At 59.0% G+C, this 23,775-nt stretch carries 23 protein-coding genes; 12 read left to right on the forward strand and 11 right to left on the reverse strand.

The genetic code is table 11. From position 1 onward, the window contains the following. The 3 genes from ACEN8E_RS20035 to ACEN8E_RS20045 all read left to right on the forward strand — a co-directional run bounded on the left by ACEN8E_RS20035 (position 1) and on the right by ACEN8E_RS20045 (position 3,660). The gene (locus ACEN8E_RS20035; protein WP_495589571.1) at positions 1–2,694 is read left to right on the forward strand and encodes a toprim domain-containing protein; all 2,694 of its coding nucleotides are present in this window, start codon (positions 1–3) and stop codon (positions 2,692–2,694) included. Between the two features lie 8 nt (positions 2,695–2,702). Beyond that, positions 2,703–3,011 carry a hypothetical protein gene (locus ACEN8E_RS20040; RefSeq protein ID WP_495589572.1) on the forward strand — a complete coding sequence of 103 codons (309 nt, stop codon included), beginning with the start codon at positions 2,703–2,705 and terminating at the stop codon, positions 3,009–3,011. Positions 3,012–3,384: 373 nt separating this feature from the next. Beyond that, positions 3,385–3,660: a pyocin activator PrtN family protein gene (locus ACEN8E_RS20045; protein WP_102698698.1), complete on the forward strand. Its 276-nt coding sequence runs from the start codon at positions 3,385–3,387 to the stop codon at positions 3,658–3,660. On the opposite strand, the gene ACEN8E_RS20050 is transcribed toward ACEN8E_RS20045, so the two are convergent. Continuing rightward, positions 3,661–4,785, reverse strand: a complete 1,125-nt coding sequence (locus ACEN8E_RS20050; protein ID WP_102698819.1) for a tyrosine-type recombinase/integrase — start codon at positions 4,783–4,785, stop codon at positions 3,661–3,663. A 102-nt stretch (positions 4,786–4,887) separates the two neighbouring features. Between ACEN8E_RS20050 and dusA the strand changes: the two genes are divergently transcribed. Together dusA and tal are read left to right on the forward strand one after the other, a co-directional pair. After that, positions 4,888–5,898: a tRNA dihydrouridine(20/20a) synthase DusA gene (dusA, locus tag ACEN8E_RS20055; protein ID WP_495589573.1), complete on the forward strand. Its 1,011-nt coding sequence runs from the start codon at positions 4,888–4,890 to the stop codon at positions 5,896–5,898. A gap of 178 nt (positions 5,899–6,076) precedes the next feature. After that, the gene (tal, locus tag ACEN8E_RS20060) at positions 6,077–7,003 is read left to right on the forward strand and encodes a transaldolase (RefSeq protein ID WP_495589574.1); all 927 of its coding nucleotides are present in this window, start codon (positions 6,077–6,079) and stop codon (positions 7,001–7,003) included. Positions 7,004–7,218: 215 nt separating this feature from the next. Here the strand turns inward: tal and rssC are convergent, their stop codons facing one another. The 3 genes from rssC to ACEN8E_RS20075 all read right to left on the reverse strand — a co-directional run bounded on the left by rssC (position 7,219) and on the right by ACEN8E_RS20075 (position 9,980). Further along, positions 7,219–7,701, reverse strand: a complete 483-nt coding sequence (rssC, locus tag ACEN8E_RS20065; RefSeq protein WP_008020659.1) for an anti-sigma factor antagonist RssC — start codon at positions 7,699–7,701, stop codon at positions 7,219–7,221. After that, positions 7,701–8,882 carry a two-component system response regulator RssB gene (gene rssB, locus ACEN8E_RS20070; RefSeq protein WP_043302549.1) on the reverse strand — a complete coding sequence of 394 codons (1,182 nt, stop codon included), beginning with the start codon at positions 8,880–8,882 and terminating at the stop codon, positions 7,701–7,703. The genes rssC and rssB overlap by 1 nt, the downstream gene beginning before the upstream one ends. 408 nt (positions 8,883–9,290) lie before the next feature. After that, complete coding sequence (locus tag ACEN8E_RS20075) at positions 9,291–9,980, reverse strand: MlaA family lipoprotein (RefSeq protein WP_495589575.1); 690 nt, start codon at positions 9,978–9,980, stop codon at positions 9,291–9,293. Positions 9,981–10,181: 201 nt separating this feature from the next. Here ACEN8E_RS20075 and pcrP point away from each other — a divergent pair, with 201 nt between their 5' ends. Together pcrP and ACEN8E_RS20085 are read left to right on the forward strand one after the other, a co-directional pair. Next, positions 10,182–10,802: an HAD superfamily inactivated hydrolase PcrP gene (pcrP, locus tag ACEN8E_RS20080; protein WP_495589576.1), complete on the forward strand. Its 621-nt coding sequence runs from the start codon at positions 10,182–10,184 to the stop codon at positions 10,800–10,802. Positions 10,803–10,924: 122 nt separating this feature from the next. After that, positions 10,925–11,188 carry a DUF4404 family protein gene (locus tag ACEN8E_RS20085; protein ID WP_495589577.1) on the forward strand — a complete coding sequence of 88 codons (264 nt, stop codon included), beginning with the start codon at positions 10,925–10,927 and terminating at the stop codon, positions 11,186–11,188. Positions 11,189–11,361: 173 nt separating this feature from the next. Here ACEN8E_RS20085 and queF read toward each other — a convergent pair whose 3' ends face one another. Together queF and copI are read right to left on the reverse strand one after the other, a co-directional pair. Next, complete coding sequence (gene queF, locus ACEN8E_RS20090; RefSeq protein WP_495589578.1) at positions 11,362–12,192, reverse strand: NADPH-dependent 7-cyano-7-deazaguanine reductase QueF; 831 nt, start codon at positions 12,190–12,192, stop codon at positions 11,362–11,364. 61 nt (positions 12,193–12,253) lie between these two features. Continuing rightward, positions 12,254–12,790 carry a copper-resistant cuproprotein CopI gene (gene copI, locus ACEN8E_RS20095; RefSeq protein WP_495589579.1) on the reverse strand — a complete coding sequence of 179 codons (537 nt, stop codon included), beginning with the start codon at positions 12,788–12,790 and terminating at the stop codon, positions 12,254–12,256. Between the two features lie 155 nt (positions 12,791–12,945). Here copI and ACEN8E_RS20100 point away from each other — a divergent pair, with 155 nt between their 5' ends. The 3 genes from ACEN8E_RS20100 (at position 12,946) to ACEN8E_RS20110 (ending at position 16,177) form a co-directional block, all read left to right on the forward strand. After that, the gene (locus ACEN8E_RS20100) at positions 12,946–13,626 is read left to right on the forward strand and encodes a heavy metal response regulator transcription factor (RefSeq protein ID WP_085716743.1); all 681 of its coding nucleotides are present in this window, start codon (positions 12,946–12,948) and stop codon (positions 13,624–13,626) included. Then, entirely contained in the window at positions 13,626–14,975 is a 1,350-nt protein-coding gene (locus ACEN8E_RS20105; RefSeq protein ID WP_495589580.1) for a heavy metal sensor histidine kinase, read from the forward strand. The genes ACEN8E_RS20100 and ACEN8E_RS20105 overlap by 1 nt, the downstream gene beginning before the upstream one ends. 239 nt (positions 14,976–15,214) lie before the next feature. Beyond that, on the forward strand, positions 15,215–16,177 hold the full coding sequence (locus tag ACEN8E_RS20110; protein WP_495589505.1) for an IS110 family transposase: 963 nt from the start codon (positions 15,215–15,217) through the stop codon (positions 16,175–16,177). A gap of 74 nt (positions 16,178–16,251) precedes the next feature. Here the strand turns inward: ACEN8E_RS20110 and ACEN8E_RS20115 are convergent, their stop codons facing one another. The 3 genes from ACEN8E_RS20115 to ACEN8E_RS20125 form a co-directional block, all read right to left on the reverse strand. Further along, complete coding sequence (locus tag ACEN8E_RS20115) at positions 16,252–17,496, reverse strand: lipoprotein-releasing ABC transporter permease subunit (RefSeq protein ID WP_495589581.1); 1,245 nt, start codon at positions 17,494–17,496, stop codon at positions 16,252–16,254. A 63-nt stretch (positions 17,497–17,559) separates the two neighbouring features. Further along, positions 17,560–18,243: a lipoprotein-releasing ABC transporter ATP-binding protein LolD gene (lolD, locus tag ACEN8E_RS20120; protein ID WP_178076692.1), complete on the reverse strand. Its 684-nt coding sequence runs from the start codon at positions 18,241–18,243 to the stop codon at positions 17,560–17,562. 7 nt (positions 18,244–18,250) lie between these two features. Beyond that, on the reverse strand, positions 18,251–19,501 hold the full coding sequence (locus ACEN8E_RS20125) for a lipoprotein-releasing ABC transporter permease subunit (RefSeq protein WP_495589582.1): 1,251 nt from the start codon (positions 19,499–19,501) through the stop codon (positions 18,251–18,253). A 94-nt stretch (positions 19,502–19,595) separates the two neighbouring features. On the opposite strand from ACEN8E_RS20125, the gene ACEN8E_RS20130 reads away from it, so the two are divergent. Then, positions 19,596–20,177, forward strand: coding sequence for a PilZ domain-containing protein (locus tag ACEN8E_RS20130; RefSeq protein WP_495589583.1), 582 nt, complete (start codon positions 19,596–19,598; stop codon positions 20,175–20,177). A 14-nt stretch (positions 20,178–20,191) separates the two neighbouring features. Next, on the forward strand, positions 20,192–20,914 hold the full coding sequence (locus ACEN8E_RS20135) for a glycerophosphodiester phosphodiesterase (protein WP_495589584.1): 723 nt from the start codon (positions 20,192–20,194) through the stop codon (positions 20,912–20,914). A 42-nt stretch (positions 20,915–20,956) separates the two neighbouring features. Here ACEN8E_RS20135 and sthA read toward each other — a convergent pair whose 3' ends face one another. Both sthA and ACEN8E_RS20145 read right to left on the reverse strand, forming a co-directional pair. Next, positions 20,957–22,351, reverse strand: coding sequence for a Si-specific NAD(P)(+) transhydrogenase (gene sthA, locus ACEN8E_RS20140; RefSeq protein ID WP_007984277.1), 1,395 nt, complete (start codon positions 22,349–22,351; stop codon positions 20,957–20,959). 207 nt (positions 22,352–22,558) lie between these two features. Further along, the gene (locus ACEN8E_RS20145; protein ID WP_495589585.1) at positions 22,559–23,584 is read right to left on the reverse strand and encodes an FAD:protein FMN transferase; all 1,026 of its coding nucleotides are present in this window, start codon (positions 23,582–23,584) and stop codon (positions 22,559–22,561) included. Between the last annotated feature and the right edge of the window lie 191 nt (positions 23,585–23,775).

Raw genomic sequence — 23,775 nt, forward strand, 5'->3', positions numbered from 1 at the left:
ATGAGAGACGACCTGCGTCACGACGTTCTACAGCGCATCGAGTCCGAATTCGGTCTCAAACACCGCCCCTCCACCAATTACATGCGTGGTGGGACTTGCCCGAAGTGCAACAAGAAAGAGCTGTACACCCGCTTTGACAGCCCGTGGCAGCTCATCTGTGGTCGCCAGGAGAAATGTGGCCACACATTGCATGTAAAAGAGATCTATGACGACCTATTTGAAGACTGGAGCAAGCGCGCTCCCGCTACTGAGAACGCCCCAACAGCGACTGCGCGCGCATACCTTGAGTTCGCCCGCGGTTTCAATATTTCACTAATCGGAGGTTGGTTCACACAGGATACGTACTACTCGTCCCAACATGAGGCGGGAACCGCGACGGTACGATTCGCCCTAGAGAAAGGTGGCTATTGGGAACGCCTGATCGATAAGCCCTCGCGCTTCGGCAAGATGAAGGCCCGCTTCAAGCCGGGTGAATCCTACAAAGGGGTGTGGTGGTGCCCACCGTGCGTGGACGTGCTCGAGGCGAAAGAAATCTGGATTGTTGAAGGCATCTTCGACGCGCTCGCCCTTGTGCACCACCACATTGCCGCCGTATCGGCGATGTCCTCAAACGCTTTTCCAGCGGATTCGTTGCAAGCACTTGTAGCGGCTCGCCCAGGTAATTTGCCAAAGCTGGTTTGGGCGCTTGATAACGAACCTGGTGCACACGCTTACACCAAGCGTTGGGTCCGTATGGCCCGCGAGCTAGGCTTCACCTGCGAAGCGGCCCAAATCCCACAACGGGATAACAAGAAGGTCGACTGGAACGATCTGCATCAGCGTTGGCAGTTTCTGGACGAAGGCGAGAAGCGTGATGCTCAGGTCGACAAAGACATCACTACTGCGCGGCACAATGGCGCCCTGCTGATCGCTGAGAACGCCACCGAGAAGGCCCTGGTGATGTTCGACTGGAAGCGCCGTAGCGAATTTCATTTGGAGTTCGGCAATCGCCTGTACTGGTTCAAGCTCGATCTGGAGAAGTACAACAAAGCGATTCAGGAACTCGAGGACAGCGAGCACCACGACGACCAGCAGCTGAACAACAAACAAATGCGGGCTAAGGCCATGCAGCAGTGCGGCGCGCTGCAGCGCATTGCCACCTGTAACCCGAAGGCCCTGTATTACCAAGAAAACAAACTTACCGACGAGTCCTGGTACTACTTCCGGATCACGTTCGCCCACGATGCTGCGCCGATCAAGAACACCTTCACCAGCTCACAGATCGCCTCCTCCGCAGAGTTCAAGAAGCGCCTGCTGGGCATTGCCCCGGGTGGGATGTTCACTGGCACCACCCAGCAGCTGGACGCCTTCATTGAAGAGCAAACCGACGCCCTCAAAACCGTGCAAACAATTGACTTCACCGGCTACACCCGTGAGCACAGTGCATACGTCTACGGCGACGTGGCTGTGCGCGATGGGAAAGTGTTCAAGCTGAACGAAGAGGACTTCTTCGACATGGACCGGCTGAGCATTAAAACCCTCAGCCAGTCGGTACTTCTCAACCTGAACACGGACTTGGAGAAGTTCGACACCGAATGGCTGGACATCATCTGGGAATGCTTCGGTGCCAAAGGCCTGGTCGCGCTCGCCTTCTGGTTCGGTTCGCTGTTCGCCGAGCAGATCCGACAGCACCAGAAAAGCTACCCCTTCATGGAAATCATCGGTGAGCCGGGCGCCGGTAAGTCCACGCTGATCGAGTTCCTATGGAAGCTCTGCGGGCGTATCGATTACGAGGGTTTCGACCCAACCAAGGGCACCCCAGTTGCTCGAGCACGTAACTTTGCCCAAGTCGGCAATCTGCCGGTGGTGCTGATCGAATCGGAGCGGGAAAAGACCGATGGCAGCCAAACCAAACAGTACGACTGGGACGAACTGAAAACCGCCTACAACGGCCGCAGCGTCCGCTCCACCGGTGTAAAAAACAACGGCAACGATACCCGCGAGCCTCCTTTTCGTGGCGCAGTGGTCATCGGCCAGAACCACGCGGTGAACGCATCCGAACCCATTCTGCAACGCCTGGTGCATATCGCCATGACGAAGGACGGGCAGACGCCGGCAACCAAATTGCTGGTGGAGAAACTCGAGCGCATGCCGGTCGACCGCGTCAGCGGGTTCTTGGTCAAGTCCACCATGATGGAAAACCAGGTGATGGAGAGCGTCCGCGAAAAGGGCCCCAAGTATGAACAGCAGCTGCTGGCCCTGCCCGAGATCCGCACTGTCCGGATCGCAAAAAATCACGCCCAATTGCACGCCCTAATTGACGCCCTGGTGCACGTTGTCCCGCTGAAAAAACACCAGGTGGAAGCGGCTCACACCGAGATTCAAAGCATGGCCAAGGATCGCCAGCTAGCGATCAATGCTGATCACCCGATCGTCGTCGAGTTTTGGGAGCTGTACGAGTACCTGAACAGCGCTGCCGGTGGGCTCAACCACTCTCGCAATGACGGTCTGATCGCGGTGAACCTCAACGACTTCGCCAAAGAAGCTGCAGAGAAGCGCCAGAAAGTTCCGGACCTAACCGAGCTCAAGCGGCACCTGAAAACAAGCAAGTGCCCCAAGTTTGTTGAGACCAATAGAAACGTCTGCTCGGCATGGGATACCGATGCCGCTGATAAGCCGAAAACCGTGCGGTGCTGGATTTTCCAGGCTGCCTGAGTCCACCAATGGAGAAAGCACAAATGCAAGTTCAAGTGTTCATGGGCAACGCCGGCGACGGCACGACCAGCAAACTGCAAGAGATCCAGGACCAATTGCGCGCAGCAGGACAAATCGCACCGATCATTCAAGCTGCCGCATATGCCGAAGAGGCTCTGTTACAGATTTTGGAAGTTCAAGCTGCTGGCGGTCAGCGCGAGATTCTGGTGGCTGATTGCACTCATTTGCAGATTTTGAAGGTTTTGGAATGGCGGTCATGCACTGAGGATGACCAGCGTTTCGATGACCTGGTCATTCACCTGGCGCGCCAGGATTGACTGGAAAAGAAGCGATGCCGAGGAGTTGGCCCTCCCCGACATCAACCACGACTGAGGAACAACACCATGCAAGCACTGAACCAAAGTAGTAGCGGCGGGAAGGCTACCACACCGGCGCGTCACCAGGTGGCTACCGCCGTCATTGGAGCCGCGATGATTGGCTACCTAGTACACAAGACACCTGACGCCCGCATACGGCTTGAAAACCTAACTGCTATGGCGCATGACCTTGGCGAGCTGAGTGCAAATGATGCAGCTGTGGTTGCTCAATTGCTGGCTAGGTCGCCGTCAGAGCCACTAACTACTTCTCCCATCTCGGTTTGATGAAAGGATTAATCATGATCTCTAACCCGGGCATTACTGGAACAACAATATGAAAACCCTATTCGTCCTTATGGCCCAGTACAACGGCCAGGTAGTCATACCACTGGAGCGCGTCTGTGAGGACTATTTCACCCACCTGACTACGGATATGTTCCAACGCAAAGTCGGTGCTGGCCAAATAAAGATTCCCATCACACGTATAGAGCAGAGCCAAAAGAGTGCAAAGGGGATTCATATCACAGACCTTTCTGAATACCTTGACCTTCAGCGCGCTGCTGCGGTTAAGGAGTGCAACCAACTACACAGCCCGCCCCGCAGTAGCTGATCACTTCAAGGTTCTAGCGCCCAGTTTCACGGGCGCTTTCAGGATTTTGTCGAACCACTTCCATTTAGCGTAGGCATCCCCCCGCCCACGCAAATGCGTGTAACGGCGCATCGAGTTCCAATCTCGATGCCCTGAAACGCTCGCCACCCGTGGGATGTCCCAGTCCATTTCAAAAAGTCGACTGACCCCTTCATGACGCAGGTCGTGAAAGTGCAAATCTTCAATCCCTAGGATCTTGCAGGCCCTGGTCCAAGATGTGGAAACAGATTCGGCGCTGTACGGAAAAATCTCGGGTAATGTCTTTGGCATGGTCTGGATAATGTCCCAGGCTTCTGGAGGCAGATTGCACCACACGTCGTTACCGATTTTCTGACCAGGGTTTTTCATATCCCGGACCAGCACTCGATGACCTGCCTCATCCAGATCAGCCCATAAAATTCGCGTAATTTCCTCCTGTCGCCGCGTCGAGAACAACGCAAATCCCGTCATCTTTAGCATATTGATCGAGGTTGGCCGGCGGGATTGAATGCCGCGGAAGTGTGTCAGCAGCTTGTCTAACTCATCCAAGGTAGGACGCCGGTCGCGCTCGCGGCTTTTCATGTTGTAGCCAAGCTTTTTCAGCACTTTTCGGGCGTCGGCCATCGCGTGCGCGTCAACCTCGTATCCCCAAGCAGGCCGAGCAATGGAAAGCACCGCACCAAGGTGAGCAAGATCATTACCGGCCGTCTGGGGCTGGACGCTTCCACCCTCTTTACCCATCCGCCATAACGCATACTCCACCAGTTGCTGACTATTGATGTCCTGGTCGTTGAGCTTGCCCAGGTACGATTCACTGATTGCCTTGAGCGTGGCAAGTTTGGTTTTACCCAATGGGCGCACTTTTTCCATTTCGACCAGGTAGCGATCGATCATTTCCTTGATCGTGGCGCCTTTGCGGTGAGCCCTTTCGATAGCACCGGGTTGATCCAGCTCTGTCTCGCGCTTGCGTACCCACGCTTGGGCGGCCTGTTTTCGGGCGAAGGTCTGGCTCTCTTGGTAAACTTGCGCACCATCGCGAAACAGGCGTATCTGTGCCGTGTAACTGATGCTGCCGTCCGTGCGTTTCCGTGCTCTGATCGTGGCCATAGTCAACTGGTACATTTGCTGAAGGGGTTGGTACATTGTACCAATGACCTTCAAAAAACGCCCATTTACCCCTGAAAACCAGCTCAAAACCCGTAGAGTAAAATGGTACAGAAATCAGCTACATACCCAGTAAACGCAGGCTCTACAGTGTCTAGACGGTTTTCCGTTGCGCCCATGATGGATTGGACCGACCGCCACTGCCGCTTCTTCCTGCGTCTGCTGTCGAAAAACGCCCTGCTCTACACCGAGATGGTCACCACCGGTGCCCTGCTCAACGGCGATCACGAGCGCTTCCTGCGTCACAACGAAGCCGAACACCCGCTCGCCCTTCAACTCGGCGGCAGTGTCCCGCTGGACCTGGCCGCGTGTGCGCGGATGGCGCAGGACCACGGTTACGACGAGGTGAACCTGAATGTCGGCTGCCCGAGTGATCGGGTGCAGAACAATATGATCGGCGCGTGCCTGATGGGGCATCCACAGTTGGTGGCCGATTGTGTGAAGGCGATGCGTGATGCGGTAGAGATTCCGGTGACGGTGAAGCATCGGATCGGGATCAATGGGCGGGACAGTTACGACGAACTGTGTGATTTCGTCGGCACGGTACGGGATGCCGGGTGCACGAGTTTTACCGTGCATGCGCGGATTGCGATTCTGGAGGGGTTGTCGCCAAAGGAAAACCGCGACATTCCGCCTCTGCGTTATGACGTGGCCGCGCGGTTGAAGACGGATTTTCCCGAACTGGAGATTATTCTGAACGGCGGGATCAAGACGCTGGAAGCCTGCCACGAGCATTTGCAGACCTTCGACGGCGTGATGCTGGGCCGCGAGGCGTATCACAACCCTTATGTGATGGCCGAGGTGGATCAACAGCTGTTTGGCAGCGCGGAACCGGTGATCAGCCGTGCCGAGGCGCTGGCGCAGTTGCGGCCTTATATTGCGGCGCATATCGCTGCAGGTGGTTCGATGCATCACATCACCCGGCATGTGCTTGGACTGGGCACCGGATTTCCGGGCGCACGCAAGTTTCGGCAGCTGCTGTCGGTGGACATTCACAAGGCGAAAGATCCGCTGGCGCTGCTGGATCAGGCAGCGGCGTTGCTCGAAGGGCGTTAACGGTCGCTCTCGTTGAACCTGTGGGGCGTTTCGGCATCGAATTCTTCGATACCACGCCCCGCCTTTCAAACAGCCGTTTTCAGGTTGTTGCCGCAGGGGCCGTCGATACACGTACACGCCCTTGAGTGGCTGTCAGCGCTCGGGTAATGTCATCAGACCCATAGGACAGAGCACGCTCATGACTTCCAAGCTGGAACAACTCAAACAAATGACAACCGTGGTTGCCGACACCGGCGACTTCGAAGCTATCGCTCGCGTTAAACCCGTGGACGCCACCACCAACCCTTCACTACTGCTCAAGGCCGCGGCCATTCCTGCGTATGCCGAGCTGCTGAACGCCAGCGTCAAAGACTGCAAGGGCGATGTGGGCCTGGCCAGCGACCGTTTTGGCGTGGCCGTGGGGCAAGAAATCCTGAAAGTGATCCCGGGCCGTATTTCCACCGAAGTGGATGCACGCCTGTCGTTCGACACTGACGCCATGTTGAAGCGCGCGCATCGCCTGATCGAGCTGTACGACAAGGCTGGCATTGGCCGCGACCGCGTACTGATCAAGATCGCATCCACCTGGGAAGGCATCCGCGCTGCCGAGATCCTGGAAAAGGAAGGCATCCAGACCAACCTGACCCTGCTGTTCTCCTTCGCCCAGGCCGCCGCCTGTGCCGATGCAGGGGTGTTCCTGATTTCGCCGTTCGTGGGCCGTATCTATGACTGGTACAAGAAAGCCAACGGCAACGACTACACCGGCGCGGATGATCCGGGCGTGCAGTCGGTGACGCGCATCTACAACTACTACAAGGCCAATGACTACAAGACCGTGGTCATGGGCGCGAGCTTCCGCAATCTGGGCCAGATCGAACAACTGGCCGGCTGCGACCGCCTGACCATCAGCCCGGACCTGATCGACAAGCTGGCGGCGGATACCGGCAAGCTGGAGCGCAAGCTGGTGCCGGGCCATGCCGGTGAAGCACGCCTGAGCCTCAACGAATCGCAGTTCCGCTGGCTGTCCAACGAGGATGCGATGGCGACCGAAAAACTGGCTGAAGGCATTCGTCAGTTCGCGCGGGATCAGGAGAAGCTCGAGGCGTTGTTGCAGGCCAAGCTGTGATCTGAGCGGGAGCAATGCAAAAAGGGCGAACCCTGGTGGGTTCGCCCTTTTTTGTGGCTGCAGGGTAATTTGTGCTGTTGGCACAAATGCCTTCGCGAGCTGGCTCGCTCCCACAGGGGGTCTGTGCCGTGACGAAGAACGCGTATTAAACGAAGAACCTGTGGGAGCGAGCCTGCTCGCGAAGGGGCCGGTGCGGCCCACATCACATCAGGGAATCAGTGCCGCTCCAGCGCATTCACCAGGTCATGGAAGGCTTCACGATTGGTGTCGTTCAGGCCCATGAGGATTTTGTGCGCTTCGAGCACTTTGATCCGCACCACTTCTTCGGACTGATCCTGGTCTGGCAGGTCGTCCAGGCATTCCGGGCACGGTACAGGCTTGTCAACGATGTTGAACACCTGTTCGAAGCCCATGGACTGCAGCAGACGCGTGATGTCTTCGTGGGTGGTGACGACGGTCGGCAGCAGGCCGACTTTCTGCCGCGACAGGATCGACAGCTTGGCCAGCAGGCCAAGTGTGGTGCTGTCGATGCTGCGGGTTTCGGTCAGATCGATCACGATCGCGTTGAAATTCAATGCGCTGAAGATTCGCTCAATAGTCGCATCCAACGCCGAACACAGGGTCAGGCGAACTTCACCGATGAACTTCAGGACGAAGGTGCCATCCTGCTCGGCGAACTGGATTCTACCGGTACTCATCAAAGATTCCTGCTCAACACCAACAGGGCGATATCATCCGGCATCTCCCCTAGCGTGGCCAATCCAAAAACCTGCCGCAACCCATCCAGGGTGCCGCCCGCAGCCTTGACCCGTTGGGGCAACGCCGCTTCTTTTTCTTTGAGTGTGGGTTCTGGCAAAAGATCCAGAATGCCATCAGACATTAGCGTCAGGCTGAACGTCGGTGGCAGTTCCAGCACGTGGTCTTCGTAGGTGGCCTCGTTGAAAAGGCCCACCGGCAGACCACGCCCATCCAGATAACGAACACTGTCTGGCGTGTACAACACTGGCAACGGCAGATGACCGCCGATGCTATAGGTCAACAAACCGGTCTCCTCGTCGATGACTCCACCGACCATTGTGACGTGTTTACCCAGCTTACAACTGATCAGGCCCCGGTTGATATGACCAAGAACCTCTGAAGGCTTGAACTCCGGCAACGTGCCGCTGCGCTTGGACTCGAACAGCAAGCGCGTGGTCATGAACTTCAACAGCACGGTGACGAAGGCTGAAGAGGCGCCATGGCCGGAAACGTCCGCCAGATAAAAGGCTACCCGGCGCTCGTCGACCCGGAAGTAGTCGACGAAATCACCCGACAGGTACAGCGACGGGATGATCTGGTGAGCAAACTTGAACTCGTCGATGGCCCAAGGGCTGACCGGCAGCATGTTCATCTGCACCTGGCGACCGGCGTTCTGGTCCTCCTGAAGCAGGTTCAGGCTGGCGGCGAGCTCGCGGTTGGCCTTCTCCAGCTTCTCGCGGTAGCGCTGGTTCTCCAGCAACAGGCGCGCACGATCCAGAGCCCGGCGCACAGAGTGCTCGAGCACGGCCAGATCTTCGAGAGGCTTGATCAGGTAGTCTGCTGCGCCCAGGCGCAAGGCTTCGACTGCGTCGTTCATCACGCCCGCACCCGAAACCACAATCACCGGCGTTTGCGGCGACAGCTCGGTGACCTGGCGGATGAGTTCGAGTCCGCCCATCTGCGGCATGCGCAGATCGCAGATGACCAAATCGGGCTTGTCTTGCTCGAATACCTGAAGACCCTGCTGACCATTGCTGGCCTGCAAGACGCTGAATCCACTGTCTTCCAAATAGGCGGCGAGGCTCGCGCGCACTACTTCGTCATCATCGATTATCAGCAGCGTGGCACTGGTTTTTGGCATGTGGGCAAACGGCGCCAGAATTAGGTTGGCGTAGCAGGCGGGGACATTTGCCCGGCGCAGACTACTGGATTCGCTTTCTAGCCTCTCTGCCGCACCGCTTTCGGGCATTTGCCCTACACACGTGTTCACCAGAGGTGCCCTTCTAAGGCGCAGACGGTACTCCCATCCGCGGGGCGTTTCAAGCTCACGCCGATGGTCGCTTGACGTCTTTATTTGTCAAATCACCGAGAGTTATAAGAACAGACAAATCCGTAACCCAATGGAAGGATCGAACCCATGCGTCATACCGGCCAGGCCTACGGCGAAATACGCGATTTCATCCTTATGCGGATCGATTCCGATCCACCCGCGCTTCGCGAACAAAAAAGGCGACCTTGAAGGGTCGCCTTTTCAATTTACCGGTCGCGGTTAAAAATCGTCTTCAACCTGACCGTCTTTCACCTTGAATTCACGGTTCTGCAAGTACGCATTACGAATGAAGGTGTACTTGTCACCGGTGATCAGCTTCTCGCTCGACAGCAAGTTGGCACGGGTATCGATGATGTCCAGGCCGAAGAACGAGTTACGCACAGGCACGTCGTTGACGTAACGATAAGCACCGGTATAGCTGTCGACGTACTTGGACGGCGCATCACGCAAGGTGCTTGGCCCCAGCAGTGGCAGCATCACGTAAGGGCCGCTGCCGACACCCCAGTAGCCCAGGGTCTGACCGAAGTCTTCGTCATTGCGCTGCAGGCCCATCCTGGTGCCGACATCGATGACGCCCAGCAAGCCGAAGGTGGTGTTGAAGATGATTCGTGCGGTATCAACGCCTGCGGCGCGAGGTTTGGCCTGCAGGATATCGTTGGCCAGGTTGCGCACATCGCCGATGTTGCGGAAGAAGTTGTGGACGCCGTCTTCGACAAACTGCGGCGTCACGTACTGGTAGCCCTGGGCCAGAGGCTTCAGCGCGTAGGTGTCGATCACATCGTTGAACTTGTAGATCGGGCGGTTGACGCTTTCCCAAGGATCCTCTTCCGTGGCCGCCTGGGCAACGAACGGAACCAGCATCGCACTGGCGCATACACAAATCCTGGCTAGATGATTGCTCCAGCGCATAGAAAAAAACTCCTTGGTCGGTACCGGCTCGGGCGCTTGGCCCAGGCAATAAGTTGGCAAGTATAAGACGTAAACGCCGTTTAAGGCACTTTGCACGAACTCCACACCGAAAGAGTCGTGCCAAAAGTGAGCGATTCACAACAATGTCACTCAACTGTCACCGTCGCCCGCTAGCTTTCAGGCTATTTCAGGGACGTCCTCATGCCGCTCGCCAAAGCCTTGCCCCAAACTGCCCCCAGCCTGACCGCCGTACTGTTCGGCCTCAGCGGCTGCCTGGTGGATTTCGGCGCGCACACGCACCGGCACGGCAGCCACTCGGCCGAACACGCCGAGACCACACCCGGCGCACTGGATAGCCTGCGCAGCTTGCAGCACCAGCAAATCCCCTGCGCCTGGCTCGATGAACTGCCCCCTGCCCTCAGCCACTCCCTGGCCGCTGCGCTGCCGGAGTGGATCAAACCCTCGCAACATCCAGAAACATACAATCCATGGCCCGCCCCGAATGCCTGCTGGCAAGCCTTGATGACCCTGAACGTCAACCGACTCGACGGTTGTGTGCTGGTGAGCGGTGAGCCCCGCTTGCTGCAAGCCGGGCTCAATGCCGGGTTGTGGACCATCGGCCTGGCGTCCTGCGGCTCGCTGTGCGGGCTGACGCCCCAGGCATGGCACGCGTTGAGTCAACAGGAGCGCGACATCAAACGCGCCAAGGCCACGATGCAACTGTTCGGCCTGGGCGTGCATTCGGTGATCGATCACCTCGGTGAACTCGATACCTGCCTGGCTGATATCAGCTTGCGTCGACTCAAGGGCGAAAAGCCCTGACCGAGATCATGCAGGTTGCGCGCGAGTGGATTAATCTAAAGGGAAGCCATGGATCTTTGGCGTGCCACCTTGGCGCGTCGCTGCGGTCTATGCCAGTGCCTATCGAGAAAAGGAAGAACGCCATGCCTGCCCGCGAACTGCAAGAACAGCTCAATGCCCTGCGCGAGCAATTGGAACAGAATCCTCCGTTGACCGAAGCCGAGCGTGAGGATTTGCGCGCGCTCATGCAGCAGATTGAACTGCAGCTTGAGCTTGAAACCAAAACCCAGGACTCCAGCCTCGCCGATGGCGTCAACCTGGCTGTCGAGCGCTTCGAACTCGAACATCCGACTCTTGCCGGCACCCTGCGCAACATCGGGCAGGCCTTGGCCAATATGGGAATCTGAACCCCGCCTGAGACAAAAAGCCCTGCTGGCGATAGCAGGGCTTTTTCATTTTCGCATTTGGCAATGCAATCCCTTGTGGGAGCGAGCCTGCTCGCGATGAGGTCGGCACACCCAACATCAATGCTGTCTGACACTCAGCCATCGCGAGCAGGCTCGCTCCCACAATTGGAACTTTACTGGCGGACCAGGCGGTGGTTCGGCAGCTGCACTTCTTCAGTGCTGCGATACGGGTTGATATCCAGCCCGCCACGGCGCACATAACGCGCATACACCGTCAATTTCTCCGGCTTGAGCAACCGCTGCAGGTCAAGGAAGATCCGCTCTACGCATTGCTCATGGAAATCCGAATGCTGGCGGAAGCTGACGATGTACTCGAGCAGGCTCGCGTGATCCAGCGCCGCGCCACGGTACTCCACCACCACGCTGCCCCAGTCCGGCTGACTGGTGACCGGGCAGTTGGACTTGAGCAAATGACTGTGCACGCACTCTTCGACAATGCGCGAATCATCGCAACGCAGCAGCTCCGGACGTGGATGCTCGTAGTTGCTGACGCTGATATCCAGCTCATCGATGCACACGCCCGGCAACGCCACGACGCCTTCGCTCTCGACATCCTTGAGGCTGCGAATGCGCACCCCCACCGGCTTGCCGGCAGCCGCCGACAAATCCCCGGCCAGCGTGGCCTCAAGGCTCGCGGTATCGGCAAAGGGCGTCTGGTTCAGGGAGTTGAGGTACAGTTTGAACGACTTCGACTCGATGATGTTCGGCGAATCCGCCGGAATGCTGAATTCGCCGATCGCCACCACGGGCTTGCCCGACGGCAGCAGCCACGACAGCTCGAAGCAGTTCCAGAAGTCTACGCCTTTGTACGGCAGGGTTTGCGCCGTCAGGCCCAGTTCCGCCCACTTCGCGGTGCGCGGGATCGGGAACAGCAAGGACGGCGTGTAAGTGGCGATGTATTCGCTGGACTTGCCCAGCGGCGAGTGTTCGGCTGCGGGATGCATGACGGAAACCTGACTGAAGAATCAGCGGATTCTACCAGCCTTTGCTCCCGCCTTTGAGTGCTTACTGACTGACAGTCAGTTTACCGACCATGCCGGCCTGGTAATGACCGGGGATGTTGCAGGCAAACTCGAGGTTGGTGGCCTTGCTGAAGGTCCAGGTCAGCTCGGCGGTCTTGCCCGGCTCCACCAGCACGCTGTTCGGGTCATCATGCTGCATGCCGTGATCCATTTTGCCGTGATCCATGCCGGCCATGTCGCCATGGTCCATTGCTTTCATGCCGGTCGGCGTCAGCATGCCGCTCTGCTGCATCTGCAACATTTCCTGCTGGTGCCTGGCATGCATCGCCGCATCCCCGAGATTGAACTCATGCAACAACTGCCCTTTATTGACCAGCACGAAGCGCACGGTTTCCCCGGCTTTGATGTCGATCGCCTTCGGTGTGAAGGACATGTCGCCCATGACCACCTCGACACTGCGGGTCGCCTTGGCTGCCGGGGCCGGCTGGCCGAAATCGTAGGTCTGCCCGGCGTCCGCCCATACCGGTGAACTCAGCGCCAGCAAACACAGGATTTGCGCCACGGATTTACGTAAAAACATCGTCATACTCCAACAAGATAAGGCTCGGCATGCACAAAACTCTAAACTGTCGGCGCTGCCCGCAACCTGACAACCAGATTACAACTTTGTCAGGTTGACCTGTACGAATGCTTCACACGGTATAAAGCATTCGTTCCATTTGCCATGAGTCGCCCATGAAACTGCTGATCGTCGAAGACCAACCGAAAACCGGCCATTACCTGCGCCAGGGCCTGGCCGAGGCCGGGTTCAACACGGAACTGGTGGCCGACGGCAGCACCGGCCAGCAATTGGCCCTCAGCGGCGAATATGCCCTGCTGATTCTCGATGTGATGCTGCCCGGTCGTGATGGCTGGCAGATTCTGCAAGCGGTGCGCAGCGCTGGCCTGGACACGCCGGTCCTTTTTCTGACCGCGCGTGACGCCGTGGAGGACAGGGTTCACGGCCTCGAACTGGGCGCCGACGATTATCTGGTCAAGCCGTTTGCCTTTTCCGAGCTGCTGGCGCGAGTGCGCAGCCTGTTGCGTCGCGGTAGCGCCACGCCGCAGGAAACCAGCCTGCAACTGGCCGATTTGCGCCTGGACCTGATCCGTCGCCGGGTCGAACGCAGCGGCCAGCGTATCGACCTGACCGCCAAGGAATTCGCCCTGCTGGAAATGCTCCTGCGCCGCCAGGGTGAAGTCCTGCCCAAGTCGCTGATTGCGTCCCAGGTCTGGGACATGAATTTCGACAGCGACACCAATGTCATCGAGGTGGCGATCCGTCGCCTGCGCCTGAAGATCGACGATGAATTCCCCAACAAGCTGATCCACACCGTGCGCGGCATGGGTTATGTCCTTGAAGAGCGCCCCGCCTGATGCGCCGCCTTTCACTAAGCAGCCGGCTGGCCCTGCTGTTTGCCGCATGCACCGCCGTGGTGTCGTTGTTCGCCGGGGTGCTGTTCAGCCGCGCCAGCGAGGCGCATTTCATTGAGCTCGACCAGCAGTTGCTGGACGGCAAGTTGATTGGCTTGCGCCGGGCCCTGCACGACTTTCAGTCGAGTGACAGCCAAGTGAAGCTGGCGGAGGAACTGAGCCGCCAGGCTGACCTGTCCCTGCGAATCACAGGCAGCGACGGCCGGCGCTGGTACGACAGCTCGACAAACCTGCCACAGGCACTGCCGAGCCAGCCCGGATTGTCGACCGTGAGCCACGAGGGTACAGATTATCGCGTCCTGAATGCGCCGCTGTTCCCGGACAAACCTGAATCAGCGCAACTGACCTTGTTGCTGGACATCACCCACCACCAGCACTTTCTGCAACGCATGCAGCATTTGATCTGGCTGACCGTCGGCCTGTCAGCCCTGGCCACCGCACTGCTGGGCGCCTGGGCGGCACGCAGCGGCTTGCGCCCGTTGCGCCGGATCAGTGCGGTCGCCAGCGGTGTTTGCGCACAATCGTTGAACTCGCGGTTGCCGGAAGACAACATGCCGCCGGAACTGGCGGAAATGGCCCACAACTTCAACGCCATGCTCGGACGCCTCGATGACTCGTTTCAACGCCTGTCGGCGTTCTCCGCCGACATTGCCCATGAACTGCGCACGCCACTGTCGAACCTGCTGACCCACACCCAGGTCACCCTCACCCGCCCCCGCCCCATCGAGGACTACCGCGAAGCCCTGCACAGCAACCTCGAAGAACTGCAATGGATGGCGCAACTGGTCAACGACATGCTCTACCTGGCCAAGGCTGACCATGGACTGTTGGTCCCAAAACGCGAATCGCTGGAACTGGCGCAAGAGACAGACCTGCTGCTGGAGTTCTTTGCGCCGTTGGCGGAAGACGCCCAGGTCACGCTTAGCCGCGAAGGCCTTGGACACATGGAAGGAGACCGCAGCATGTTACGACGGGCGCTGTCCAACCTGCTGGACAACGCGCTGCGTTTCACCCCGGCCCAGGGCACGGTACAGGTCACGATTGACGAGCAACCCGATGGCCTGAGCCTGCGGGTGGAAAACTCGGGAGAAGGCATCGATCCGCAGTTGCTGCCGCGCTTGTTCGACCGTTTTTACCGGGCTGACCCGGCACGCCGCGAAGGCAGCAGTGAACATGCGGGATTGGGGTTGGCGATCACCCGGTCGATCATCCGCGCCCATGGCGGGCAGATTCGTTGTGAATCGGAGCGTGGATGGACCAGGTTTGTGATCGAGTTACCAAAAGGAGATTGAGGCCAGCAGTTCCGGCCTCTTCGCGAGCAGGCTCGCTTGTATGTTTAGACTTGAAGGGGTGGGCGGGACTAAAAGCTCGATTCCGACTCTAGCCAGTACGGACCGTGGGAGACTTCTCGTTCCGCCCTTTCTACCTAAAGCGCCGATAAGGAATTCATCGGTTAATACCGACGATAGAGGCAAGCCAGCGCTACGGTAGACCCCGACAAGCACTTAAACCCTAGCTCCGAGGATTCGTCATGACAATCCTTACCTCGCCAACGGTGGTTGGTGTCGATGTGGCCAAGGCAGAAATCGTCGTTTACCGCGAAGATCTGAAAATCACTCAGTTCATCAACAACGATCGCACAGCTATTGGGCGCTGGCTCAAATCCCTGCCGGCGCAAAGCTCGATTGCCTTGGAAGCCACCAGTCTCTACCACCTGGATACCGCTGAACTGGCCCATGGCATGGGGCACCGAGTTTATGTTGTGGACCCTTATCGGGTGAGCCACTACCGCGAAAGCATTGGCCAGCGAGCAAAAACCGACCCCTGTGATGCGCGTTTGCTGGCACGTTACCTGACCAGTGAGCAGGATCGGCTTCGCATCTGGAATCCACCTCCGAAGCTCTACACCGTGTTGAAAAGCCTCCTCAACAAACGTGCAGAACTGATGAAAGCCCGGGTTAGCATCATGCTGAGTTGGTCGAGTGAGCCCCTTCTCAAAGACCTTCTGGCCCAAGAGCTGGAGCACTTCAAACAGACTGATCAGGCTATTCAGAAATTGCTGCGCAAAGCCAGCCAAGAGGCCGGGATCACCGAAAACATCAGGCGTTGTCAAGCGATTGAAGGGATTGGCGAACTCACGGCCACCGGTCTGGCAGCCACTTTTATGCGTGGTCAATTCGCCAGTGCCGATGCGTTTATTGCCTTTTTGGGAATGGACCTGAGGCCGAAGGACTCAGGAAAGAAGCACAGTCCGCGCCACTTGAGCAAAAAAGGCGATGGGGAGCTGCGGCGTCTTGCGCACAATGCAGCAATGGCGGCTTGCCGGTCTCCCGTCTGGAAACCGCTCTATGAGTCTTACTTGGCAAGAGGCCTGGCCAGAACTCAGGCTCTGGTCATCCTCGCCCGCAAGCTCTGTCGGGTGGCATTCGCCCTCATGAAAAATCAGAGCGAATACCAGCCAAATTTAAGGCTGCAGGGTTCCCCTGCAACATAGAATCTCCCACAATTGACCGAGTTGACTCAGATCTAATGTGGGAGCGAGCCTGCTCGCGAAAGCGGTATATCGGATTACGAATACCGCAAAGCGGTAGCCGGCTCGATCTTCGCCGCCCGCCATGCCGGGTAAACCGTGGCCAGGAAGCTCATGACGAAGCCCGCCGTGCAGATCAGCGCCACGTCCGCGCCTTGCAGCTCGGACGGCAGGTTGCTGACGAAATACACATCGGAACTGAAGATGTGCTGCCCGGTGACCCGTTCGACCCAGCCCACCATCGCGCTGACGTTCAACGCGGCGATCACGCCCAACACACCGCCGATCAGGGTGCCGACGATGCCGATCACGGTGCCCTGCACCATGAAGATCGCCATGATCTCCCGCGGCGTGGCACCGATGGTACGCAGGATCGCGATGTCCGCGCCCTTGTCATTCACCACCATGATCAGGGTCGCGATGATGTTGAACGCCGCCACGGCGACGATCATCAGCAACAGCAGGCCGATCATGGTCTTTTCCATTTTCATGGCACTGAACAGGCTGCCCTGGGTGTGGGTCCAGTCGTCAGCCTTGTAGGCGGCGCCCAACCCGGTGGCGATGTCACTCGACACTTGTGGCGCGGCATACAGGTCCTTCACCGCCAGGCGCACGCTCTGCACCTGGTTCGAGTCCCAGTGTTGCATCTGCGCGGCGTCGGCCATGTGGATCAGTGCCATCGTGCCATCCAGTTCGGCGCCGACCTTGAACACGCCGACCACATTCAGTCGTTGCATGCGCGGGGTAATGCCGCCCGGCGCATTGCTGACTTCCGGCACGATCAGGGTGATCTTGTCACCGACGTTCAAGCGGAAGCGGCGCGCCGTGATCTCGCCGATCACCACACCGAATTCGCCCGGCTTCAGGGCTTCGAGACTGCCCTGGACGATGTGCTTGGCAACAATCGACACCTGGCCTTCCAGCGCCGGGTCGACACCGCTGACCTGGATGGGCTGCATCGTGCCCTTGTAAGAGAGCATGCCTTCCATCTCGGTGAACGGCACCGCCGCCGTCACTTGCGGGTTTTTCATCGCCGCCGCTGCCACCGGCTTCCAGTCATCAATCGGGTTGACGCCGACGATGCTGGCGTGAGGCACCATGCCGAGGATGCGCGAGCTCATTTCGCGCTGAAAGCCGTTCATCACCGACAACACCACGATCATCGCCAGTACGCCGAGGGCGAGGCCGATCATCGAGGTCATCGAGATGAAGGAAACAAAGCGATTGCGGCGCTTGGCGCGGGTATAGCGCGTGCCGATAAAGATCGATAACGGTCTGAACATTCGCTGGGGCACCGTATAAGAATAAAAGACCCGACACCTTTTCAGGCATCGGGTTTCAGCCAATCAGATGGGCGTGAGGCAGCCTTCCTGCAGGTGCAGGACGCGATCCATCTGGCGGGCCAGGTTCATGTCGTGGGTCACCACCAGGAACGCCGTGCGCATCGAGGTGCTGAGTTCCAGCATCAAGTCCTGGATGCCCTGGGCGGTGTGGGCGTCGAGGTTGCCGGTCGGCTCGTCGAGCATCACCAGGCCCGGCTTGTTCACCAGGGCGCGGGCGATGGCCACACGCTGGCGCTCACCACCGGACAGTTCGGCCGGCTTGTGTTCCAGGCGATGGCCCAGCCCTACCCGCTCCAGCAACGCCGTGGCCCGCTGACGCGCTTCAGGGATCGCCGTCTTGCCGATCAGCAGTGGCATGCAGACGTTTTCCAGGGCGGTGAATTCCGGCAGCAGGTGGTGGAACTGGTAGACGAAGCCGAGGGCGCGATTGCGCAACAGGCCGCGTTTCTTCTCGCTCAGCGCCGACAGTTCTTCACCGTCGAGCCAGACGCTGCCCTTGGTCGGTGTATCGAGGCCGCCCAGCAGATTGAGCAAGGTACTTTTGCCCGAGCCCGACTTGCCGACAATCGCCACACGCTCGCCCGGGTGCATTTCCAGCTGCAGCCCGGCCAGGACCTCCACCGACTCCGGACCTTCCTCGTAGGATTTGCCCAGGTTGCGGCAGCTCAAGATTGCTTTATCACTCATGCCCGACTCACTCATAACGTAGCGCCTCCGCCGGCTGGGTGCGCGCGGCACGCCAGGCTGGATACAGGGTGGCGAGGAAACTCAGGACCAACGCCGCGGAGCAGACCATCACCACGTCCTGGCTCTGCACCTGCGACGGCAGGTAATCGATGAAGTACACGTCGGCGTTGAGGAACTTGTGACCGATCAGGCCTTCGAGGGCCGAGATCGCTGCACTGACATTCAACGCGGCGAAGATGCCGACCACGGCGCCGATGGCCGTGCCGACTACGCCAATCACGGTGCCCTGCACCATGAACGTACGCATGATCGTGCCCGGCGTGGCGCCCAGTGTGCGCAGGATCGCGATGTCGCCCTTCTTGTCGTTCACCACCATCACCAGCGTGGAAATGATGTTGAACGCGGCGACGGCAACGATCAGCAGCAGCAACAGGCCAATCATGGCTTTTTCCATACGGATCGCCTGGTACAGGTTGCCGTGGGTACGGGTCCAGTCCCGGGCGTAGAAACGGTCTTCGCCTAGATCACGGGCGATGCTCCACGCAGTGCGTGGTGCCTGGAACAGGTCGTCGAACTTCAGGCGCAGGCCCTGGACCTGATCCGGTTTCCAGCGATGCAGCCGGGCCAGATCCTGCAGGTTGGTGACGCCGAGATAGCCATCGAGCTCACCGGCACCGACATGGAAAATGCCGACCACGGTAAAGCGCTTCATGCGCGGGAACATCCCCGCCGGAGTCACGGTGACCTCCGGGGCGACGAAAGTCAGCTTGTCGCCGATGGCCGCACCGAGCTTGGCCGCGGCCTTGTCACCGATGACGATGCCGAACTCGCCCGGTACCAGATCGTCGAGTTTTCCCTGTGTCATGAAGTGATCGATGATCGACACCTGGCGCTCCTGCGCCGGGTCGATGGCATTGAGCAGCACTTTCGAGACCTTGCCGTTGTTGGTCAGCAAACCCTGCATTTGCGTAAACGGCGCCACGGCCGTCACCTGCGGGTTCTGCCTGACCTTGGCCGCCAGGTTTTGCCAATCGCTGATCGGCTCGCCGGACTCGATGGTCGCGTGGGGCACCATGCCCAGCACGCGGGTGCGCATCTCATGATCGAAGCCGTTCATCACCGACAGCACCACGATCATCACGACCACGCCAAGGGCGAGCCCGATCATCGAAGTCAGGGAAATGAATGACACAAAATGATTGCGACGTTTTGCACGGGTGTAACGCGTGCCGATAAATACGAAGAGAGGTCTGAACATGTCGGGGCTTGTTCGGAGGGAAAAGGAACGTCCTTGTGGCGGGGGTCGATAACCAGCTTTACACTCAGACCACCGCCGCTACCATGGGTTCGCCATGTCGACATTAGATGAAGAAGATCGCCGCGAATACTACCGTATCGAGGATACGATCGCACTGGAAATTCGGCCCCTGTCCGCTACGGAAGCGGCAGGCCAGGAAGTGTTGCAGGATGCTTCCCCGCTCTTCAACTTGCTCAGCGAACTGCACCTGAGCGAATTCGAGTCGCAACACCTGTTGCGCCAGATCAGCGAACGCGACCGGACCATAGCGGCGTTCCTCAAATCCCAGAACAAACGCATCGATCTGCTGAGCCAGGTGATCGCCATCACTGTGCTCGGGCAAATCGGCGAACCGCAGCCGGTGATCATCTCCGAAGGCGGCATCGACTTTCAGCATTCATCGCCCATTGCCGCCGGCGCACGCCTGTCGGTCAAGCTGGTGCTGATGCCGCAAGCCCTGGGCCTGCTGCTGCGCGCTCGCGTCACCCATTGCGACCGCAAGGGCGACGGCTATGACGTCGGCACCGAGTTCGAACACCTGACCGACGCCCAGCGCCAACTGCTGGCCCGCCACATCTTGCAAAAGCAGGCCCAGGAACGACGTCTGGCCCGCGAACAACTCGAATCAGGCAATTAATTTAAGGAAGAACCGTGACCCTCATCTACGGCCATCGCGGCGCCAAGGGCGAAGCACCGGAAAACACCCTGACCAGCTTTCAGGAATGTCTCAAGCACGGCGTGCGTCGCTGCGAACTGGACCTGCACCTGTCCATGGACGGCGAGCTGATGGTCATCCACGACCCGACCCTCAAACGCACCACTGACCGTCGCGGCAAGGTCGTCGAACACACGGCGGCCGAGCTTGTAACCTATGACGCACGCAAGGGTGGCCCGGGCTGGATCAAGCCCTGCCCGATTCCGACACTGGAAGAACTGTTCGAGAAATGCGACTTCGATCACTGGCAGCTGGAAGTCAAAAGCGCATCACGCATGCGTGCCGCGACCACCGTGCTGGCGATTCGCGAAATGGTCCAGCGTCATGGCCTGATGGACAAGGTGACTATCACCTCGAGCTCTCGTGAAGTGCTCAAGGCCGCGCTGGAGTTGGTACCGGATGTGCCCCGGGGGCTGGTGGCCGAGTACGCCTGGCTCGACCCGCTGAAGGTCGCGGCCAGTTATGGCTGTGAGATTCTGGCGCTGAACTGGACCCTGTGCACGCCGGAACGCCTGCAACGGGCGCAGCGTCAGGGGCTGCATGTGTCGGTGTGGACCGTCAACGAGCCTGCGCTGATGCGCAGACTCGCCGACTTCGGCGTTGACAGCCTGATTACAGACTTTCCCGGTTTGGCCACCGCCACGCTCGAGAATTGCTGAAATCGGTCTCCCCGGCCGGCTCAGGCCACCGGCCGGAGCCGCTCAAAAAAGCCGGTTGAGGCCGTCGTATGCCGCTACCCGATAGGCTTCGGCCATGGTCGGGTAGTTGAACGTGGTGTTGACGAAGTACTTGAGCGTGTTCAATTCACCCGGCTGGTTCATGATCGCCTGGCCGATGTGCACGATCTCCGACGCCTGATAACCGAAGCAGTGAACACCCAGCACTTCCAGGGTCTCGCGGTGGAACAGGATCTTCAGCATGCCTTGCGGCTCGCCGGCGATCTGCGCACGCGCCATGCTCTTGAAGAACGCCTTGCCGACTTCGTAAGGCACCTTGGCCTGGGTCAGCTCCTGCTCGTTCTTGCCGATCGAACTGATCTCCGGAATGGTGTAGATGCCGGTCGGCACGTCATTCACAAAGCGCCAGCTACCGTTGTCCACGATGCTGCCGGCAGCCGAACGGCCCTGGTCGTGGGCGGCACTGGCCAGGCTTGGCCAGCCGATCACGTCACCGGCGCCGTAGATGTTCGGCACGCAAGTGCGGTACGCCTCGTCGACTTCGATCTGGCCACGGCTGTTGACCTTCACGCCGATGTTTTCCAGACCCAACTGGTCGGTGTTGCCGGTACGGCCGTTGCACCAGAGCAAGGCGTCGGCCTTGATCTTCTTGCCGGACTTGAGGTGCAGGATCACGCCGTTGTCCACGCCTTCGACACGGTCGTAGTCTTCGTTGTGACGAACCGTGATGTTGTTGTTGCTGAAGTGATAGCTCAGGGCCTGGGAGATTTCCGAATCCAGGAAGCTGAGCAATTGACCACGGTTGTCCACCAGCTCGACCAGCACACCCAGGCCGCTGAAGATCGAGGCGTATTCGCAACCGATCACGCCAGCGCCGTAAACGATGAGTTTGCGCGGGGTGTGGCCGAGGCTGAGGATGGTGTCGCTATCGTAGATACGCGGGTGGTGGAAATCGATGTCCGCCGGGCGATATGGACGCGAACCGGTAGCGATGATGATGTGCTTGGCCACCAGTTTTTCGACCACGCCGTTGGCGCAGACCACTTCGATGGTTTGCTCGTCGGCGAAGCTGCCGGTGCCGAAGAACACGTCGACGCGGTTACGGGCGTAGTAGCCGGTACGCGAAGCGACTTGCTTGGAGATGACTTTCTCGGCGCTTTTCAGCACGTCCGGGAACGAGAACCAGCGCGGCTCGCCAATGGCCCGGAACATCGGGTTGGTGTTGAACTGCATGATCTGCCGCACCGAGTGACGCAGTGCCTTGGACGGGATGGTGCCCAAGTGAGTGCAGTTGCCGCCGACCTGGCGACGGCTATCGACCATCGCCACCTTGCGCCCTGCCTTGGCGGCGTTCATTGCCGCGCCTTCCCCCGCCGGGCCGGAACCCAACACCACCACGTCGTAGTTGTAGACAGCCATGCGTACTCCTCAGAACAGGCCGCGGCACCCTCGGCACCTGCGGCTAAATCACGCCAATCTGTGGCATGAAGGAACAATTTGGGGCCTGTGCAGAACCCGGACACAGTCTATAGAAGCGTCAACGCCGCGCACATTAACCCTTGGTCGCGTCGTAGGCTACTTTTGCCTGCACTACAACGCCAGTTTTCAATGCTCGAATCGCCACAATCACTCGGTTTTTTTGCCACTTAGGCGTTCAAAAGCGTGACTGCTGCGTGTGACGAAACCTGTATCGGCACGAATCACAAAAAATGCGCCGATATCGTGTTTTTCTGCGTAGTCCCAACCGCGCTCCGGACCGAGAATCAGCAACAGCGTCGATAAGCCATCGGCCATCAACGCCGAAGGATGAATCACCGTGACGGATGCCAGGCCATGTGAGACCGGCGCACCGGTACGCGCATCGAAGGTGTGGGAAAAACGCTGGCCACCCTGCTCGAAATAGTTCCGGTAGTCGCCGGAGGTGGACAAGCCATAACCATCGACAAGCACGACGCGTTCGGCGACCTGCCGGTCATCCCGAGGCTCTTCCAGGGCGATGCGCCATGGCGAACCGTCGGCCTTCCTGCCGGACGCCTTGAGCTCACCCGTCGCCTCGGCGAGGTAATCGTGAATGCCCATTGCCTCGAGTCTTGCGGCAATCGTGTCCACCGCATAACCGGCTGCGATGCTGTTGAAATCGACCTCGACGGCGGCGTCCTTGCACAGCTGGTCGCCGTCGATGCGCAAATGTTGGTGACCGACGCGTTTGCGGGTTTCGACGAGCGCTTCGGCGGTCGGGACCTTTTCCTCACGGGCCTGCGGGCCAAATCCCCAGAGATTCAGCAACGGCTCCACGGTCAAATCGTAGGAACCATCGCTTTGCACTGACAGCTGCTCGCCTACGCGGACCAGTTCGAGGATCGGCGCCGGCATCACCTGACAGCGGTTGGCCGGCAATGCGTTGAAGCGTTCGATATCGGAATCGCTGCGGTACGTCGACATTTGCCGGTCGACTTCGGCCAGGATCCTTTCGACCTCTATCTGGACGACTGCCGGTGCGGGAAGACCGGCGTGACGGACGTACTTGATCGACCAGGTGCTGCCCATGGTCGGACCGCCCAGGGTTTCCAGGGCGTCGCCGTTGCCGCAGGCCGCCAACATGCCGAACAGTACAAAGAAAATGCTCCGCCATTTGATCAACAAGTACTGCATCTCCCAATCACGCCCCTGACACAACACCATGGCACGCCATTATGCGCCACCTCTGTAGGAGCGGGCTCGCCCGCGAAGGACGTGAAGATGACGCGCGCTGCCTGGAGAACCGCGCCACCTGTGATTTTTTCGCGAGCAAGCTCGCTCCTACGCAAACCCACAAACAAAAACGCCCCGACCAGGGTCGGGGC

Source organism: Pseudomonas sp. Pseusp9 (assembly GCF_059491265.1).